We start from the raw sequence: 18,384 nt of genomic DNA, 5'->3' as shown, positions 1-18,384 counted from the left end.
GGCCGTGCTTCACCGGAGGCTCTATGGCGAATGGTTTGTCGTCGCGCTCGTCACCGGCGCGCTGGCATGGCTGGCGACCGCAAACCAGCGCCTGTCGATGGTGGACAACCGCATCTACGATCAGGCGCTGCGCCTTGCCGCGCCGCCGGTGGATGATCGCATCCTCATCGTTGAGATTGATGAGCCAAGCCTGCAAACGCTGGGTCGCTGGCCGTGGCCGCGCAGCGAACATGCGAAACTGCTGGATACGGTTGCCAGCTATCGACCCAAGGCCATCGCCTACAACGTGCTGTTTCTGGACGAAACGCTGCAGGATTCCGAACTGGCAGGCGCTCTGACCCGCGCAGCGCCGGTCTATATCTCTGCGCTGGTCGAACACGATAGCACGGGGCAAGCGTTGGCCGCGCAATTGCCGCCGGCAGCGCTGAAATCGGCCGCTGCCGGGTTGGGCACGGTCGATCTTCTGCCTGACGAGGATGGCGTTATCCGCGCCATGCCCAAACCGGCGGCACCGGGCGGGATTCCACCGCTCTTTTCGCACCTCGCCGCGCCTGAGAGGGGGGATGCCAGCGAGGCAGACCTGATCGCCTATGCCCCGCGCGAAAGTTTCCGCCGAATCTCCTTTGCCAGCCTGGCCGCCGGAGAAGTGCCGTCCGCGCTGGTCCGCGACAAACTGCTGCTCATCGGGGCAACAGCGCCGGGCCTGGCCAACCAGCAGCCCGTGCCGCGCTTTGCAGGAGGGCTTCTTGCTGGCGTTGAGATCGAAGCCAACCTGCTCAACACCCAATTGCAGAATGCAGGTATCCGCACCATCGCCCCCAAAAAGCGGGCCGGACTGGCGCTGATCCCGCTGATCTTGCTGATGATCGGTTTTCTGCGGCTATCCCCGTCCGGCAGCTTCTGGCTCGCCATCGGCCTCGCTTCTGGAACGTTGATCATCAGCCTTGGGCTACTTGTGATGGCCCATATCTGGTTGCCCCCGGCAGGTGCGATAGCTGGCCTTGTGGCCGCGCACATCCTGTGGGGGTGGCGGCGCCTGAACGTGATCGGCAGGTTCGTCATATCGCGTATCGCTACCTTGGAGAAGGAGCCGGGGCTGGCATTGGCAACCCGATCAAACCGGCGTGGCGCGGATATCGTCTCACGCGATGCCAATCGCCTTTCCGACCTGATCGAGCAGCTTCGCCAATTGCGCAGCTTTGTGAGCGAAGCCGTGGAATGGCTGCCCGCTGCCATCTGCGTGGTGGATCAGGATGGGCAGATCGTATTGAGCAACCGCGCTGCCAAGGCGCTTCTCGGTGAGGATATTGTAGGCAGGCCGATCGCAGCGGTCACCGCGGGCCTATCATTGGTGCCAGACAAGGATCACGGGCTTTTGCGTGACCGGCAAGGCCGCTTCTTCCTGCCCGAAACTGCTGATTTTTCAGGTGACTATCGCATTCTCAGTTATGCCGACGTGACCGATCTTCAGCGCATTGCCGAAGAGCGCGACGATATTCTCCAGTTTCTGTCACACGATATCCGCTCGCCCAACGCTGCCATCGTCACGTTGCTTGAGACGGAAAAGCTGGGCGGAAAGTCCGGCTCTCCCAAGGCTGCTGCCGAAACGTTGGGTGCCATTCGGCTCCATGCCCGCCACGCGCTGAAGCTGGCCGACGATTTCGTACAGCTCGCCCGTGCTCGACGCAGGCCGATGGAGCCGGAGCCGGTCGATCTGTGCGACGTAGCCCGTGAAGCCGCTGACCTTGTATGGCCCCGCGCACGGCAAAAACAGGTCGTCGTGCAGGATGAATGCGTCGATGGCGAAATCTGGATTCTGGGCGATCGCAGCCTGATCCTGCGCGCCGTTGTGAACCTGCTGGAAAACGCTGTGAAGTTTGCACCCGATGCCACGACTGTCCGCTTCGGCGTGGAGGCTGTGGATGCCTGCGCCGTTCTGAATGTCACTGGCCCCGGCCCCGAAATGCCGCAGGGCCGTGCGGCCAATCCCTTCGCGCTCTATGCCGAAGGCCGCGCCGCTGACGATACCGGTAGCCTTGGTCTGGGCCTGGCCTTCGTGCAAACGATCACCCAGCGCCACGACGGCAAGGTAACCTATCGCCATCACGCAGGCTATGGCGCGCAGTTCACGGTCGAACTGCCATTGGCGCAGCTGGAAGACGAACTGGACGAGGGTTGATACGCTTCAATCCCGCCCCGACCGCAAGGTAACCCCCGCCCGGCGATCAGCAAGCGCGGCCACGGCCCGTTCGGCCAGCGGCATCAGGCTTGCCGTGAATTCGCCCTTGCAATGATCCTCTTCCGCCCAGGCTCGTACTGGCGGTGCGCCTGCGGTTTCGAGCACGAGCAGCAACCGCTGGGTGCGATCTTCGCAGTTCTGCAACAAGCGGCGGCGCTTGGCCCCGGACACGACCCGGCCATCATCAGTCAGCACGGCAAGCGACGAAGGCCGTTCTGCAATCGAAACAGTAACTCTCGGCGCGCCAGACTGGGCGATAACCGAAGCTACATTGCGCCGACCCAATGCCTCGGCCACGGCGGTTCGCGCCTGTTCCGAAACGCCGTCCGCGGCATCAGTCGATACGACCGCAACTGCCGACAGGCCGCCAAGCCCGCCCCCATCAAGACCCCGCCCATCGTAACCAGCACGGGTTTCAACAGGACCGGCGCAAGCGCCCAGAACGGCAATAACGCCGGGCATAATCAAGAATTGCCTTGCACGGATCATCACACGCCGCCCTGCTGCGATGGAAGTCGCGCGGACCTAGCCGCTCCTGCACGATCTGGCAAATGCAGCGGCGGTGCCAGCGCCAGCGAGCGACATTGCACTTGCCGATGGCGCAGGCGCGGGCCACTCTGACGTGATGAGTGCGAATATCGCGGCATTGATGGCGCTGGCGCTGTTCGCGCTGCTATTCGGCGTTGCCGCCACGATTGAACGCGGCGGGCTGAAATGGCGGGTGCAGCCGCGTTTGCGCCACGGTGCCTATACGCTGGCCTTGGGCGTCTATTGTTCAAGCTGGACGTTCTATGGCGCGGTCGGCACCGCGGTCAGCGAAGGCTGGAACTACCTGCCGATCTACCTTGCGCCCGCGCTGTTCCTGATCGCCGCACCCGGCTTTCTGGCCCGATTGGCCGAGGAAGTTCACCGCGAACGCACCTCGACCATTTCAGACTTCATCGCCGCGCGTTTCGGCCATGATCCGGGCGTCGCGCGGATCATCACGGTGATCGCGCTGTGCGGGACCGTCCCATACATCGCACTGCAGTTGCGCTCTATCGGCACGGCGATAGCCGCATCGTCGGGCCAGAACGTGGCGGTGCCGACCATGATCGCAGCCGCAATAGTGCTCACGGTCTTCGCCATACTGTTCGGGGCCAGACGGTATGAAATCGCAGGCCGCAGCGAAGGGCTGGTGTTCTCTATCGCGCTGGAATCGCTGATCAAACTGATCGCGCTGACTCTGGTCGGTATCGTCGCCATCGCAGTGCTGGTCGATGCAGACGCGGATCGTCTGGCCGGTGCGGCCAGCGCCATCGCGCAGCAGTTCGCGCCGGATCATATCACTTTGGAAACCGGCGTGATCGCGCTGGTATCGGCCTTTGCAATCATCGTTCTCCCGCGCCAGTTCTATATGGGGCTGGCAGAGGCGCATTCGGCGCGCGACCTGCCAAAGGCGCGGTTGGGACTGGCGATCTATATCCTCGCGATGGCTGGGCTGGTCGTGCCCATCGCACTGGCGGGACTGGTCGCCCTGCCACCCGGCGCATCGCCCGATCGCTATGTGCTGATGCTGCCGGGCAGCGCGGGATATGGCGCGATTGCCGTGGCGGCACTGTTGGGCGGTCTCAGCGCGGGCGCCGCGATGGTAATCGTCGATGCCACGGCACTGGCGATCATGGTGTCCAACGATCTGATCTTCCCAGCCGTGCTGCGCAACGAAAGCGAAGCGCAAGCCGGGGATCTTGGCCGGCGAATGCTGATCGTGCGGCGCGGTGCGATCATCGGCATCGTGGCTCTGGCGTTGCTATGGGCGCTGCTGGTCGATCCGGGCCGGTCGCTGGCATCCATCGGCCTCGTCGCCTTTGCCGCGATGGTGCAGTTCGTGCCGCATCTCCTGCTGGCTGTATCGTCGCCGGGGCACGATCCGGTGGCCGCCCGCGCCAGTCTGCTCACTGGCCTGGGCCTTTGGCTCTATACGCTCGCCCTCCCGCCTATCCTGCCGCGCGAAGTGCTGGCCGGGCTGGAAGGCTCTCTGCTTGATCCGGTGCGGCTGTTCGGCATCGGACGTGCCACGCCGCTGGTACATGGCGTGGTGTGGAGCCTCGCCGCCAACCTTGCGGTTCTGGCACTCGTCCGCGCGGGCAAAAAGCAGGCCCCGCGTCTGCCACGGCTGCTGTCCAGCGGTCGCAGCGCGGGTAACATCGGAGATCTCACCGCCCTCACCGCGCGCTTCGTGGGTGAAGAAAGGGCCTGCGCCGCTTTCCCACCGGCCCGCCACGCACAGCCGGTTGATCGACACGCAGCGCGGTTGGCGCAGGAACTGATTTCCGGCGTGGTGGGCAATGCTTCGGCCCGCGCGCTGGTTGCCTCTGCACTCGCGGGCGGGCGGATGAGCGTAGAGGACGTTGCCCGGCTACTTGACGAAGGCGGGCAATCGCTCAGCTTCTCGCGCCAGTTGCTGGCCGCCACGTTCGAGAACCTCCAATCTGGCGTCAGCGTGATCGATGCCGATCTCAATCTGGTGGCGTGGAACACCCGCTATGTCGATCTGTTCGGCTACCCGCCGGGGCTGGTGCGCGTGGGCGTGCCCATCGCCGATCTGATCCGCTACAACGTAATGCGCGGTGCCTTCGCCGGGCCAGCCGAGGCTGAAGTGGACAAACGCCTCACCCATCTGCGCGCACGGCGTGCCTATGTTTCCGAACGTGTGCGGGCCGATGGGCGTGTGATCAAGTCTGTCGGCGGGCCGATGCCGGGCGGCGGCTATCTGACATCGTTCACCGACATTACCGAAGAAGCACAGGTTCGCGCGGAACTGAACCGCACACTCGAACAGCTTGAACAGCGTGTGGCCGAGCGGACGCTCGAACTGCGCGAGGTGAACCAGCGCCTCGCTTCGGCCACGCGCGAAAAGACGCGCTTTCTGGCCGCAGCCAGCCACGATCTTCTGCAACCGCTGCACGCAGCGCGACTTTTCACCTCCGCGCTCGACCGCAACCTTGAAGGATCGGCGCGGACGCTGGCGGGACGCATCGACCGATCCATCGTTTCAGCCGAAGCCTTGCTGCGCGCACTGCTCGATATCTCGAAGCTGGATGCAGGCGGCATCCAGCCCAGCCCGGAACCGGTCGCCCTCGCCCCGCTGATCGGCGAAGTGGTGGAGACTCTGCGCCCTCTGGCCGAGGAAAAGGGCCTAATTCTGCGCACAGGCCCTTTGCGCGGTGCCGTGATGACCGATCCCGGCCTGCTTCGTTCGGTGCTGCAAAACCTCGTCACCAACGCCGTGCGCTATACACCCAAAGGTGGCGTCATTATCGGGGTGCGGCAGCGCGGGGGCGATCTGAGGATCGATGTCATCGATAGCGGCGTCGGCATTGCCGAACATCGCCAGCGCGAGATATTTGGGGAATTCACACGGCTTGGCACGGTAGAGGCCGAAGGATTGGGCCTTGGCCTTGCCATTGTGGAACGCATCACCCGGCTGCTGGAAGCACGGATCGAAGTTGCATCGCGCGAAGGACACGGCAGCAGGTTCAGCATCACACTCCCTGCCCTCGCCTTGCCCGAACCTTCGGTCGCAACGATGGTCCCCACCACAATTGCTGTGCAGTTTAAGCCCTTGCGCGTGCTTGTGGTCGATAACGAACCTGACATCGTGGATGCATCGGTGGCCATGATCGCAGGTTTGGGACACCGCGCCATCGGCGCACGCACCATAGATGAAGCGCTGGTCCATGTCGGCCAGATCGACGTGCTGCTGGCGGACTTCCACCTTGATGGCGAAGATGACGGGCTGCGCCTGATCGATCAGGCGCGGCTGCGCAATCCGGCGCTGGTCATCGCGATGGTCAGTGCAGAGAGCGGCCCTGCGCTGCGCAACCGGTTGCGGATGCGGCGCGTGCCGCTTTTCGTCAAACCCGCCGACCCCGCTGCCCTTGCTGCCTTTCTGGCAGATGCTGCGGCCCGGTCAGTTGATGAGGTCCAGCCCTAGCGAACGGGCGATAAGCGCCGCCTGCGTGCGGTTCTGCACGTCCAGCTTGCGCATGATGGCGGTCATGTGCGCTTTCACCGTTGCCTCGCTCATCCCCAGATCGAACGCGATCTGCTTGTTGAGCTTACCGTCCAGCACCTCCAGCAGAACCTTGAGTTGCGTCGGCGTAAGCCCAGCCACTTCGCGCCGCACCTGCTCAACCGGTTCGTCGCTGACCACGGTGGCAGAGCTTCCGCCCAAAGCGACGCGGATGGCATCCTCGATCCGGGCCAGGTCCGCATCCTTGCGCAAGAAGCCCACCGCGCCAAACGCACGGGCCTCCTCGGCCACTTTTGCCCCTTCGGCGCTGGATACGACCAGTATCGGCACGTCGGGCCGTTCGGCGTGAAGCAGCGCAATGCCGGAATAGCCGATGGCTCCGGGCATTTTCAGATCCAGCGTGATCAGTTTCAGATCGGGCGCATCGCTGGCAGCCTTGGCTGCCGCAGCCAGCGTTCCCGCCTCCACCACGCGCGCGTCGGGCGCGACATTCGCCACCGCCAGCGCCAAGGCCTGCCGGAACAGCGGATGATCGTCTGCGATCAGGATCGTTTCGCTCAACCTGGCTCCCCCGTTTGGCCACCGCACGTTCGTCTAATATCGCCCGCGTCTCGCCAGCTTATTCATCGCCGCCCGTTCGGCAAGTCCCGCGTTTCGTGGCCTTTCGCACATCATGCCTTGCGGGCCACTGGTCGTAGTCCACGACTTTGGTCGAATATCTAACACCAATCGCGCGCTGGTGGCACCGCGCTGCGTGCGACAGCCTGCAACCCGGACAGTGCACAGTACGCACGCCGGGAGAGGGAAAATGTCGGGATCGATCGCAAGGCGCGTAGCCTTGCTTCTTGCAGCAACCAGTTTGAGCTTGCCCGCGCTGGCGCAGGCTGCTCCCACCGACCGTGAGGCGGAACTAGAAGCCCGCCTCTTGCGGCTTGAGGCGGAAATGGCCGCGATGAAGGCCGACCTCCAGCAGGCCCGCGCAGAACGAAGCGCCTCTTCAGTTCCAGACGACGCAGTGGCGATCGAAGTCGCCCGCGCCGCCGAAGCCAAGGCCGATGCCGCCACGGCCAAACTTGCCGCGCTTGAGGCAAAGCCCCAAGCCGATGGCTTCAAGGTGCGTGGCACGACCTACAAGATGGGCGGCTTCGTCAAAGTCGTCGGCAGCGTCACCCGCTTCGGCAACGGCGAACTCGCGGGCGGTTCACTGGGCAAGGAATTCTTCCTGCCGCAGCAGATCCCGGTGGGCGGCGCTGCCAGCACCGACGTTATCGGCCATGCGCGCCAGACGCGGCTGTTCTTCTCCACCAGCACCCCGGTTGCTGGCAAGGAGTTGAAAGGCCACATCGAATTCGACTTCGCCCTTGCCGCCGCACCGCTCGGCGCACAGCGCGCGACCAATGCCTATACCCCAACCTTCCGGCGCGGTTTCATCAGCTATGGCAACCTGCTGATCGGGCAGGAATGGACTACTTTCCAGAACGCCGCGCACCTGCCCGAAACCACCGATTTCGTCGGTCCGATGGATGGGTCGATCTTCGTGCGGCAGATGATGGTGCAATATCGCCGGCCCTTGGGCGGCGGGCTTGACCTCTATCTTGCCGCCGAAAACCCGCAGACCGAAACACTCACCTCCACCTCCGCTGCGATGGTCGATAACGATCAGGACCGGATGCCCGATCTGATCGCCAAGCTGGCGTTCAAGGATAAGACCAAGGAACTGCACGTCGCAGGTCTGGTCCGCAGCGTTTCGGTTCACAGCGCCGGCACCGGCGACAGCGCATTGGGCTTTGGCGGCACCGTCGGCGGCAAGATCCTGTTCGGCCCGAACCTGCGACACGATTTCCGCTTTGTCGCCTCCGCCGGTCGCGGGATCGGACGCTACTTCACCGTCGGCTATGCCCCTGATGCGATCTACGACCGCGCGGTGGCCGATCGGCTCAATCTGGTCAGCAACATGGCGGGCTGGGCCTCGGTCAAGCTGGGCTGGACCGACACGCTGCGCTCCACGTTCATGGCGGGCTATCAGCACGCCGATTATCCCGATACGCTGGCCACGCCCGGTCTGGCGAATGTCGAAGCGTGGAGCGTTGCCGGAAACCTGTTCTGGTCACCGGTGCGCAATCTCGATTTCGGGATAGAGTACCGTCATGCCGTGCGCGAAGTTGCAAGCGGTCTGGTGGGCAAGATGGATCGCGTCGAAATGGCGGCGAAATATACGTTCTAAGAACAAGGGAGAGGACCGATGGCAACTGTGGACGATGCCGTGCCCAAACATCACAAGGCAACGCACAACGAAAAGCTGATCATTACCGCATCGTCGCTTGGCACGGTGTTCGAGTGGTACGATTTCTACCTCTATGGCTTGCTAACCGCGATCATCGCGGCGCAGTTCCTCACCGGGCTGAACCCCACCACGTCGTTCATCATGGCACTGCTGGTCTTTGCGGCGGGCTTCATCGTGCGCCCGTTCGGTGCGCTGGTGTTCGGGGCCATCGGCGATATCGTCGGGCGACGCTACACCTTCATCGTCACGCTGCTGGTCATGGGCCTGTCCACGTTCCTCGTCGGCTGCCTGCCCACCTATGAAAGCGTTGGCGTCGCCGCGCCGATCATGCTGGTGGTGCTGCGCATGTTCCAGGGCCTTGCCCTTGGCGGCGAATATGGCGGCGCGGCGACATACGTTGCCGAACACGCGCCCAACGACAAGCGCGGCCTCTACACCAGCTGGATTCAGATCACCGCCACGGCGGGCCTTGCGATGGCACTGCTGATCGTGATCCTTGTGCGCTCGCCCGTTACCGGCGTGGGCGAGGAAGCGTTCAAGCAGTGGGGCTGGCGCATTCCTTACCTGCTTTCGGGCGTGTTCCTGTGCATCGGACTTTGGCTGCGCCTGAAGCTGCATGAATCGCCCGTCTTCCAGAAGATGAAGGACGAAGGCACATCATCCAAGCGTCCGCTGGCCGAAGCCTTTGGCGAATGGAAGAACCTCAAGATCGTGCTGATCGCCTTCTTCGGCGCCATCGCCGGACAGGCTGTCGTTTGGTACACCGGTCAGCTCTACGCGATGTATTTCCTTGAAAAGATGCTCAAGGTCGATGGTCTCACCGCCAATACCCTGATCATCATTGCGCTGGGCCTTGCCACACCGTTCTTCCTGTTCTTCGGCTGGCTGTCTGACAAGATCGGCCGCAAGAAGATCATCCTCACCGGTTGCGCGCTTGCTGCGCTGACCCTGTTCCCCGCGTTCAAGACTCTGACCGCCGCCGCCAATCCGGCACTCGCCAGCGCGCAGGCGAACGCCCCGGTCAGGGTTCTGGCCAACCCCGCCGAATGCTCTTCACAGTTCGATCCGGTGGGCGGCAACAAGTTCGACACGACAAGCTGCGATATCGTGAAGAATGCCCTCGCCAAGGCAGCGGTGAACTACGAAAACGTCGAAGCGCCTGCAGGCACCATCGCTTCGGTACAGATCGGCGGCACCACCATTAGCGCTCCCGATCCGGCAAAGATTTCGGGCGACGAAAAGAAAGCCGCCATCACCGCTTTTGCCAAGGAAGTGACCGGCGATCTTGAAAAGGTAGGCTACCCGGCCAGCGCCAATCCCGATCAGATCAACAAGCCGCTGGTCGTGGCAATCCTGTTCTACCTCGTGCTGCTGGTGACGATGGTTTATGGCCCGATCGCGGCCATGCTGGTCGAACTGTTCCCCAGCCGCATCCGCTATTCCTCGATGAGCCTGCCCTACCACATCGGCAACGGCTGGCTCGGCGGCCTGCTTCCCGCCATCGGCTTTGCGATGGTGGCGGCCAACGGGGATATCTACCACGGCTTCTGGTATCCGGTGATCGTTGCCGCCGCCACTTGCGTCTTCGGCCTGATCTTCCTGCCGGAAACCTACAAGCGCAGCATCGACGACTAAGGTCTGACTAGCCATCGCCTGTCGTCATTGCGAGGAGCTGTGCGACGAAGCAATCCAGAGCGAGGGACACCGCCTCTGGATTGCCGCGCTCCCTCCGGTCGCTCGCAATGACGAAGGGGAATATTGAGGGGAAAGGACATGAGCGAAGCCTACAACCGGGCATGGCAAGCCAGCATTGCCGATCCGCAAACCTTCTGGGGCACTGCGGCCAAGGCGTTGGACTGGACCACGCAACCGTCAGCCACCTTCGACGAAGCCGAAGGCTGGTTCCCCGGCGGCACGCTCAACACTTGCGCCAATTGCCTTGACCGCCATGTGGCGGCGGGTCGTGGGGATGCGGTGGCCTTGATCCATGACAGTCCGGTCACGGATACGGTCCGCCGCATCACCTACGCGGAACTTCTGGAAGAGGCAGGCCGCACCGCCGCCATGCTCGCCGCGCTGGGCGTGGGCAAGGGTGACCGCGTGATCCTCTATATGCCGATGATCCCCGAAACGGTCTTCGCCATGCTCGCCTGCGCAAGGCTGGGCGCGATCCATTCGGTGGTATTCGGCGGCTTTGCCCCGCTGGAACTGGCCAAACGCATCGATGATGCCACCCCGAAAGTCCTGCTGACCGCCTCGTGCGGGATCGAAGGCGCGCGCACCATCGCCTACAAACCGATGGTGGACGAAGCGCTGACGCTGGCCCACCATCAGGTCGAACGTGTTGTCGTGTTCCAGCGGGACCGACTGCACGCCGACCTTGCAGGTTCGCGCGATATCGATTGGGACCATCTGCGTGCCGCAACCGCAGCCGATCCGGCCCCTGCCCCCGTGCCAGTCACCTCGGCAGATCCGCTCTATATCCTCTACACATCGGGCACCACCGGCACACCCAAAGGTGTTGTGCGCGAAAGCGGTGGCCACGCCGTCGCGCTCGCATGGTCGATGCGCAACATCTACGGCATCAACGCGGGCGACGTGTTCTGGGCCGCGTCGGACGTGGGCTGGGTCGTCGGCCACAGCTATATCGTCTACGCCCCGCTGCTGGTCGGCGCTACGACCGTGCTGTTCGAAGGCAAGCCCGTTGGCACGCCCGATCCCGGCACGTTCTGGCGTGTGATCGCGCGCCACGGCGTGAAGACCTTCTTCACCGCCCCCACCGCAATCCGTGCCATCCGCAAGGAAGACCCGGACGCCACGTTCCTTCGGGAAATCGGCACCGGCCAGTGTCAGGCCGTGTTCCTCGCAGGCGAACGCGCCGATCCCGACACCATCGGCTGGCTGGAAGACAAATCCGGCCTGCCCGTGATTGATCACTGGTGGCAGACCGAACTCGGCTGGCCTGCCATCGCATCGTGTTTTGCACTGTGCGATCTGCGCCGCAAACGCGGCAGCGCAGGGTTCCCGGTGCCGGGTTACGCCTTCGCCATTCTCGACGAAGGCGGCCAGCCGGTCCCCGCCGGGCAAAGCGGTGCCGTGGCCATCAAGGCCCCACTCGCCCCCGGCGCGTTCCGCACGCTTTGGAACAACCCGGCAGGCTATACGAAGAACTTCGCTACGTTCGATGGATATTACGAAACCGGCGACGCAGGCTTCATCGACGATGAAGGCTTCGTCCACATCATGGGCCGCACGGACGATATCATCAACGTCGCTGGCCATCGCCTGTCCACCGGGCAGATGGAACAAATCGTCGCCAGCGTGGATGGCGTGGCCGAATGCGCGGTGATCGGCGCGGATGACGCGATCAAAGGCATGACGCCCATCGCCTTCGTCGTGCCGCGTGCAGGCTTCGATGTCGACGATACGCTGGAACTCCGGGTCGTCGCTGCCGTGCGCGCGGAACTGGGCGCCGTTGCCGCGCTCAAGACTGCCTATGTTGCCGCTGGCCTGCCCAAGACTCGTTCGGGCAAGATCCTCCGCAATCTTCTGCGGAAGATCGTCAACGGCGAAGAATGGACGACGCCGCCAACAATCGACGATCCTCTTGTGCCGGCGGCATTACACGCGCTGGTCCACCGGCACGAGGTCGCCTGAAATTACGGACCGTCGCTTCCGGCAGACATGGTGCCAGTGCTGTTCTGACGCAGACCAATGCTGCTGTAGGACGAATCCGTGTTTTCGGTCAGCGCAGGTTGCGCCTGCGCAGTTGATGCAGGCTGAGGGGCTGCTGTTGCGGTTGCGGTTGCCGTAGGCGTTGCACTGGCGGTTGGCGTCGGTGTTGGGCTGGGGGCAGGAGCCGGAGTCGTTGCCGCAGGTTGAGCCACTTGCGCCGCGACCGATCCTGCAAGCAGACCTGCAAAAACAACGCCTGCAACAAATTTACGCATAGATTTCCCTCCCCACACATTTCAGAGAGGCGAGGGCTTAACTGGCAGGCACACCCTGTCAAGCAAGCGGCGGAAAACAGACTGAATGGTCAGCGGAACCGCTTCACCAGCGCATCCGCCGCCGCGCAAACGTCGGCCCATGCCTGTTCGAAATCATGCTGATCGCCATAATAGGGATCGATCACGGCTGTGCCCTTGCGACCCGGCACCATGTCCATCAGCAGGCGTACCTCGGCCATGTGCCGTGAAGGCTCTATCCTGCGCAAATCCTTGAGATTCTGCGGATCAAGCGCGTAGACATAGCCGAACCGGCGAAAATCCTCAGATGTTACCTGACGGGCACGATAACCGGAGATATCAATGCCATGCGCCATCGCCAAAGCCTGCGCGCGCGGATCGGGTGCCCGCCCAACATGCCAGTCCCCGGTCCCGGCAGAATCGATGGTAATTGCCACCCCCGCCTCAACCGCCCGCGCACGCAGCGCCGCTTCGGCCAGTGGCGAGCGGCATATGTTTCCAAGGCAGACGAACAGAACCGAAGGTTGACTCACGGGATCACGATACCTCTTTGGCTGGGTCGCCCCATGCTGATGAGTAACGGATCCTCTCCCTGCACCGCAGTGAACATGTTACGTGACGAAATGTCCAGCCATTTCAAGCTGACAAGCACCTGACCGATGGCCCCACCCAGTGTCTCGCCGGGGCCGAGCAGCACCACGCGATCAGGCGCGAACTCGCGCATCGCCACGGTCATCGCGGCAGTGAAATCATAGGGCTGCAATATCTGGTGACCAAACGTGTAGTCCCACAGCTCCTGCGCCGAACTTTCGAACCGCCGCCACACTTTCCCGCGTCCATCAATCAGCGGGATCGTCGGCTGCCCGAACCACTCTGCGGGAAACTGCGCCTTGGCCGCATCGCTGCTTGGCCCCATCAGTGGCGTGTGAAACGGCCCGTGCCCCGCCAACCGCATCGGCGGGCGTGAAAGCGCTGGCAGATCCTTCTCCAGCGCATCCAGTGCCGCCTCAGCCCCCGCCACCACCAGCATCCCGCCCAGCCGGATCGAAGGCCAAACGCCATGCCGCGCCATCGCCGCTTCCACCGCGCGCCGCAGCGCCGGATCGACCGTCCAGTCCTCATCCGCCAGCACCAGCACCGCCTGCCCGCCCGGCGCGTGCTTCTGCGAGTTAACACCCATACCATCGGCAATGGCAAAGCCATGTTCAGGCGATACCGCCCCCGCACAGGCCAGCGCCGTGTACCAACCCATCGAATTGCCCGTAACGGCCGCAACCTCGAACCGCTCTCGATCCAGCTTCAGGAAATCGAGCCAGGCACAGGCATGGATCAGCGGCGCGGCATTATCGCCCCGCAGATGCGCGGGCGTAAATTTCGCCGCGCCATCAAGCGCGCTCAGCGGCGGCTTGCCCGCCTCAACCCGCAAAGCATCAAACCGCGCCAGCCACTCCGCCCCGCCATGATACCGCGCCAGATACCCCAGTTCCGGCGGATTATAGGTGCCCCGCCCCGGACAGACGACAACTACGGTTTCCTTAACCACGCACCATATCCAGCACTTTCGCCACGATCCCATCCCTGCTCGGCAGAGTATGCGTTGCCGCGCGGGCAAGCGGAATGAAGCTGTCCGTCGCCGCCATTCGCGCAATCACCTTGTCCGGCGCGCGCTCCGCCAGCAGCGCCATCAATGCCTCGTTCTGCCCGCCGGTCACCCGGCATTCGTCCACCACCAGCACCCGCGCGCACGGCGCAACCGCGGCCAGCACCGCCTCTTCATTCACCGGCCCCAGCCAGCGCAAGTCGATAACCCTCACGCCCACGCCCCGTTCGGCCAGAAGCTTCTGCGCCTGCAGCGAAAGATAAAACCCGTTGCCATATGTCACGACTGCAAGGTCCGTCCCCTCGCCCGCAACGCCGATCTCGCCAAAGGCAATCGCCCCCTCCCCCGGCGGCTGATAGACGCTGGCCCACAGCCCATCGCCCGGCGCGTGCAGATCGCGCGTCATGTAAAGCGCAATCGGCTCGACAAAGACCACAACGCGGCTCTCCTCATGCGCCAGCCGCACGCATTCGCGCAGCATCGCCACCGCATCGCGTCCGTTGCTCGGCACCGCCAGCACCACGCCCGGAATGTCGCGAAACACGGCTAGCGAGTTGTCGTTATGGAAGTGCCCGCCAAAGCCCTTCTGATAAGGCAGGCCCGCAATCCGCACGACCATCGGATTGGTGAACTGCCCATCCGAAAAGAACGAAAGCGTCGCCGCCTCGCCCCGGATCTGGTCCTCGGCATTGTGGACATAGGCCAGGAACTGGATTTCCGGCAGCGGCAGCAAGCCGTTGTGCGCAGCCCCAATCGCCAGCCCCAGGATCGCCTGTTCATCCAGCAAGGTATTGATAACCCGCGCCGATCCAAACCGTGCGTGCAGCTTCTGCGTGGCGGCATAGACCCCGCCCTTCGGCCCCACGTCCTCGCCACAGACAATCGCGTTCGGGTATTGCAGCAACATGTCGGCCAAGGCCCAGCTTATCAGTTTCGCCATATGCTGCGGCTTGGCCATCGCCTCGGCATCATCTGCAAACAATGCCGCACGATCCGCCTCTGCCGCCAGCGGACGCCCCACACCAGCGCGCTTTTGCGGCACGATGCTCGCCATCACCGCCGCCGCATCGGGCAGCTTGGGCCGCCGGATCGCCAGTTCCACCTGCCGTTCCAGCGTCGCTTCGATCTCGTCATAAAGCCCGCGCACTTGCGCCGCAGACATCACACCTTCCTCGATCAGCAGCGCCGCGCTGGCCAGCAGCGGATCGCGTTCCTCCTCGGCGCGCACTTCATCCTTCGAACGATAGGCAAGCTGCACATCGTTGCCCGCATGACCATAAAGTCGCACCGTCTTCATGTGCAGGAAAACCGGTTTCCTTTGCCGCCTTGCGACCTCCTCTGTGCGCTTTACCGCCGCGTAGGTGTCGATCAGATCGCACCCGTCACAGGCAATATATGTCAGCCCCGCCCGGCCCGAAAAGTTCGCTTCGATCCAGCCGGGCGGTGTGCGGGTGGATATGCCTATCCCATTGTCCTCGCACAGGAAAATGATCGGCATCGGCGTGCCCTGAAACGCCGCCCAGCACGCGGTGTTGATCGCCCCCAGCGCGGTCGAATGGTTGGCGCTGGCGTCGCCAAAACTGCACAGAACCACGCCATCGCGCGCCAGAACCGTCTCTTCAAACCCCATCTTGCGCGCAATACCGATGGAAAATGCCGCCCCCACCGCCTTGGGCAAATGGCTGGCGATGGTCGATGTCTGCGGCGGAATGAACAGCCGCTTCGATCCCAGCACCTTGTGCCGACCGCCGGAAATCGGGTCTTCCGCGCTCGCCGCAAAGCTCAGCAGCATATCCCACGCTGGGTTCTCGCCCGGCACGCTATGCGCGCGGTGGATCTGAAACGCGGCGTCGCGGTAATGCAGGAACGCCATATCATCCACGCGCAGCACTTCGGCCAGCACGGCGTTGCCCTCGTGCCCTGAAGACCCGATGGTGTAAAACCCCTCGCCCCGCGCCTGCAGTTTCCTGCTCATCCGGTCGAGTTGGCGAGACAGGGCCTGAGAACGAAAAAGCGCTGCTGCCCGTTCAGGCGAAAGGCCAACATCGCCAAGCCCAAGATTGGATCTGCGCCGCAGCGTGCCGCTTTCCAGTGCGTTCAGAAACTGCCGGTGGACCTGCTCGGCGGCATCAAGCGACATCTTCGATGGTTTCCTTCGTAACGAAACCCATCGATACCTGCGCGATCAGCGCAAGTCCACGACCTCTACCGCAGGAAGCGCCATCGCGCCCGGCTGCTCTGTCCAGTGCCGCGCGTTAAGCACGCCACCATCGGCGCGCAACTCTGCCACCAGTGCGGTGTCCACTTCGGCCAAGACCCACTGCGAAGCCCCTTCCACGCCGACAGCCAACACACCATCCTCCGGTATCCCGCGATCCGGTGGGCCATAGATTGCCGCCGCCCCGCGATTGACGTCAACCGCAGGGGACCAAGCCGCCTCGCCCACCGTGGGCGATTGCACGGCATAGCATTGCCCTTCCAAAGCGCGGGCCTGCGATCCCAGCCGCACCCGCCAATAGCCATGCAGCGAATCCGTGCACGATGGCACGAGCAGCAGGTCCGCCCCAGCCTCTACACCAGCCCGCGCCAGCAGCGGAAACTCGCTGTCGTAACAGATGTTTACAGCGATCTTCCCAAGCATCGTATCAAACAGGCGCAAGGCAGATCCCGCCGCAATATGCCACTGCTCGCGTTCGAACCGGGTCATCACCAGCTTATCCTGAACGCCCACTTTGCCATTCGGCGCAAACAGGCGCGCGGCGTTGCGAAAGCGCCCGTCCGCATCCTTGCGTGGTGCCGAAGCGGCCAGAATATGCAGGCCGGTGCGCCCTGCCAGTTCCGCGTGCAAGGCATCGACGCGCGGCAGCAGCGCCGAAACTGTTTCGATGGAAAGCGCCAGATCGCCCATCGTAGCGGGATCGAGGCTGGCCAGTTCCATCGCGCCATATTCGGGAAAAACCGCCAGCGCGGCACCAGCTTCGGCAGCCTCTTCAACCCAGCGCGTCAGCTTGGCCGCATAGGCATCCCAGCTATCCAGCTGATCGACGGGGTATTGCGCGGCAGCGACCGTGAACTTCACCATTGCCGAAGCCAGTACTGCATGGTGTTCACCCGCTCACCCTCAGCCCCATGCTCTTTCCAGGCAAGCTCCGTGGTCAGATCCGGCACCACCGCATAGCCCCGCTTCGTCCAGAACCCATCAAGCGGCACATAGCCCCCAGGCCGCGCCGGATGATCGTTCGCCCGCACCACGGCCGCAAAGCACGCCGCGTTCGCCCCGCACTTCTTCGCCTGCGCCTCACGGTGATCGAAAAAGGCATGGCCGATACCGTGCCCCCGATATTCGGGCAGCAACACGCTTTCCCCGAAATAGAACAGCCGCTCCACCTTGATACCCTGCGCTTCGAATGGCCTGCGAAAATCGGCTTTCTGATGCATCATCGGGGCCGCCGTCGCTGCCCCCACGATCCTCGCGCCGTCGAAAGCCGCAACCAGCACAGCATCGGGCGCAGCGGCATATTCGGCCAGATAACCTGCTTCATAAGCCGGATCGCCATCATAGAGGTAGGGAAAGGCCGCAAATACCGCGATCCGCAGCCGTCCCAGATCGTCCAGCGCGTCGGCAATCTCAGCCCCGGTCAGCGGCCTGACCGAAATTGCCATCAGCCGACCACCTGCCCAATAACCTGCCGATTCCAGTCTGCCAGATTGTAATACATCGTCAGCCGCGTGATCTTCCCGCCGTCGATGGCAAGGAACGCCCCTGCGGGCAGCACATAAGTCTGCCCGTCCGCCTCCGGCAGGCCCTCATCGGTCGCCAGATATTCGCCGTGGACCACGAACTCTGCCGAAGCACGGGTGCCATCCTCACTCGCCATCAGCACGATACCTTCCAGCCGCTCCTTGTAGCAGCGTTCCATGTGCCCCAGAAATTCGGCGAATTTCGCCTTGCCCGTCACCCGCTCACCCTGGTTCACATCATGCGCCACATCGTCGCTCAGGCAATCGAGCATTCCTTGCCAGTTGCCAGCGTTGAAGGCCGCATAATAGCGGGCAAGCAGGGCAATCGCATCAGTACGCGCGGCGGGGCTGGTCATCGGCAGTGTCTCCTTTGCACCGGACCCTAACGCCAACCGCCGCGCCGTTCCAGCACCCCACCCCGCAACGCTTCATTGCAGCCGCGCGTGCAATTGCACTTTTGCGCTCGTTCGCTTATGGGCCGGAAGAACGCCCCGGCGCTTGCGATGGATTCGCCTCCAACGCGATGCCGGGGTTTTG

The 18,384-nt window shown here is 63.4% G+C and carries 14 protein-coding genes; 5 read left to right on the top strand and 9 right to left on the bottom strand.

The window, feature by feature from the left end; translation table 11 throughout:
- Positions 1–4: 4 nt before the first annotated feature.
- A complete protein-coding gene (locus tag ACOVQ0_RS19870) occupies positions 5–2,179 on the top strand; it encodes a CHASE2 domain-containing protein (protein WP_421888627.1) in 2,175 nt (724 codons plus the stop codon).
- A gap of 6 nt (positions 2,180–2,185) precedes the next feature.
- Here ACOVQ0_RS19870 and ACOVQ0_RS19865 read toward each other — a convergent pair whose 3' ends face one another.
- Positions 2,186–2,701, bottom strand: coding sequence for a hypothetical protein (locus ACOVQ0_RS19865; RefSeq protein WP_421888625.1), 516 nt, complete (start codon positions 2,699–2,701; stop codon positions 2,186–2,188).
- Positions 2,702–2,801: 100 nt separating this feature from the next.
- On the opposite strand from ACOVQ0_RS19865, the gene ACOVQ0_RS19860 reads away from it, so the two are divergent.
- Positions 2,802–6,215, top strand: coding sequence for a PAS-domain containing protein (locus ACOVQ0_RS19860; protein ID WP_421888623.1), 3,414 nt, complete (start codon positions 2,802–2,804; stop codon positions 6,213–6,215).
- On the opposite strand, the gene ACOVQ0_RS19855 is transcribed toward ACOVQ0_RS19860, so the two are convergent.
- Entirely contained in the window at positions 6,192–6,815 is a 624-nt protein-coding gene (locus tag ACOVQ0_RS19855; RefSeq protein ID WP_421888621.1) for a response regulator transcription factor, read from the bottom strand. The two genes, ACOVQ0_RS19860 and ACOVQ0_RS19855, sit on opposite strands and share 24 nt — an antisense overlap.
- A 247-nt stretch (positions 6,816–7,062) precedes the next feature.
- Between ACOVQ0_RS19855 and ACOVQ0_RS19850 the strand changes: the two genes are divergently transcribed.
- From ACOVQ0_RS19850 to ACOVQ0_RS19840, 3 genes are all read left to right on the top strand, one after another.
- Positions 7,063–8,478, top strand: a complete 1,416-nt coding sequence (locus tag ACOVQ0_RS19850; protein WP_421888619.1) for a DcaP family trimeric outer membrane transporter — start codon at positions 7,063–7,065, stop codon at positions 8,476–8,478.
- Positions 8,479–8,496: 18 nt separating this feature from the next.
- Complete coding sequence (locus tag ACOVQ0_RS19845; protein ID WP_421888617.1) at positions 8,497–10,173, top strand: MFS transporter; 1,677 nt, start codon at positions 8,497–8,499, stop codon at positions 10,171–10,173.
- A gap of 138 nt (positions 10,174–10,311) precedes the next feature.
- Positions 10,312–12,195, top strand: coding sequence for an AMP-binding protein (locus ACOVQ0_RS19840; protein ID WP_421888616.1), 1,884 nt, complete (start codon positions 10,312–10,314; stop codon positions 12,193–12,195).
- Positions 12,196–12,197: 2 nt separating this feature from the next.
- On the opposite strand, the gene ACOVQ0_RS19835 is transcribed toward ACOVQ0_RS19840, so the two are convergent.
- From ACOVQ0_RS19835 to ACOVQ0_RS19805, 7 genes are all read right to left on the bottom strand, one after another.
- A complete protein-coding gene (locus tag ACOVQ0_RS19835) occupies positions 12,198–12,488 on the bottom strand; it encodes a hypothetical protein (protein WP_421888615.1) in 291 nt (96 codons plus the stop codon).
- An 89-nt stretch (positions 12,489–12,577) separates the two neighbouring features.
- Positions 12,578–13,039: a low molecular weight protein-tyrosine-phosphatase gene (locus ACOVQ0_RS19830; protein WP_421888614.1), complete on the bottom strand. Its 462-nt coding sequence runs from the start codon at positions 13,037–13,039 to the stop codon at positions 12,578–12,580.
- Positions 13,036–14,049: an ACP S-malonyltransferase gene (locus tag ACOVQ0_RS19825; protein ID WP_421888612.1), complete on the bottom strand. Its 1,014-nt coding sequence runs from the start codon at positions 14,047–14,049 to the stop codon at positions 13,036–13,038. The genes ACOVQ0_RS19830 and ACOVQ0_RS19825 overlap by 4 nt, the downstream gene beginning before the upstream one ends.
- On the bottom strand, positions 14,042–16,246 hold the full coding sequence (locus ACOVQ0_RS19820; RefSeq protein WP_421888610.1) for a dehydrogenase E1 component subunit alpha/beta: 2,205 nt from the start codon (positions 16,244–16,246) through the stop codon (positions 14,042–14,044). Before ACOVQ0_RS19820 ends, ACOVQ0_RS19825 begins: the two co-directional genes overlap by 8 nt.
- A gap of 45 nt (positions 16,247–16,291) precedes the next feature.
- Positions 16,292–17,188 carry a carbon-nitrogen hydrolase family protein gene (locus tag ACOVQ0_RS19815; protein WP_421888608.1) on the bottom strand — a complete coding sequence of 299 codons (897 nt, stop codon included), beginning with the start codon at positions 17,186–17,188 and terminating at the stop codon, positions 16,292–16,294.
- On the bottom strand, positions 17,182–17,769 hold the full coding sequence (locus ACOVQ0_RS19810) for a GNAT family N-acetyltransferase (RefSeq protein ID WP_421888606.1): 588 nt from the start codon (positions 17,767–17,769) through the stop codon (positions 17,182–17,184). Before ACOVQ0_RS19810 ends, ACOVQ0_RS19815 begins: the two co-directional genes overlap by 7 nt.
- Entirely contained in the window at positions 17,769–18,203 is a 435-nt protein-coding gene (locus ACOVQ0_RS19805; RefSeq protein ID WP_421888604.1) for a ketosteroid isomerase-related protein, read from the bottom strand. The genes ACOVQ0_RS19810 and ACOVQ0_RS19805 overlap by 1 nt, the downstream gene beginning before the upstream one ends.
- Positions 18,204–18,384: the final 181 nt, after the last annotated feature.

Origin of the sequence: Novosphingobium sp. (assembly GCF_049240505.1) — a bacterium.
Taxonomy (GTDB): domain Bacteria; phylum Pseudomonadota; class Alphaproteobacteria; order Sphingomonadales; family Sphingomonadaceae; genus Novosphingobium.
The sequence above is the reverse complement of the archived record's forward strand: the minus strand, read 5'-3'. Positions and strand labels throughout refer to the sequence as shown.

Coding starts and splice junctions, on each gene's coding strand:
- ACOVQ0_RS19865 (WP_421888625.1), bottom strand. CDS start 2,701: ATGCCCGGCGTTATTGCCGTTCTGGGCGCTTGCGCCGGTCCTGTTGAA.
- ACOVQ0_RS19840 (WP_421888616.1), top strand. CDS start 10,312: ATGAGCGAAGCCTACAACCGGGCATGGCAAGCCAGCATTGCCGATCCG.
- ACOVQ0_RS19845 (WP_421888617.1), top strand. CDS start 8,497: ATGGCAACTGTGGACGATGCCGTGCCCAAACATCACAAGGCAACGCAC.
- ACOVQ0_RS19835 (WP_421888615.1), bottom strand. CDS start 12,488: ATGCGTAAATTTGTTGCAGGCGTTGTTTTTGCAGGTCTGCTTGCAGGA.
- ACOVQ0_RS19850 (WP_421888619.1), top strand. CDS start 7,063: ATGTCGGGATCGATCGCAAGGCGCGTAGCCTTGCTTCTTGCAGCAACC.
- ACOVQ0_RS19805 (WP_421888604.1), bottom strand. CDS start 18,203: ATGACCAGCCCCGCCGCGCGTACTGATGCGATTGCCCTGCTTGCCCGC.
- ACOVQ0_RS19815 (WP_421888608.1), bottom strand. CDS start 17,188: ATGGTGAAGTTCACGGTCGCTGCCGCGCAATACCCCGTCGATCAGCTG.
- ACOVQ0_RS19810 (WP_421888606.1), bottom strand. CDS start 17,769: ATGGCAATTTCGGTCAGGCCGCTGACCGGGGCTGAGATTGCCGACGCG.
- ACOVQ0_RS19820 (WP_421888610.1), bottom strand. CDS start 16,246: ATGTCGCTTGATGCCGCCGAGCAGGTCCACCGGCAGTTTCTGAACGCA.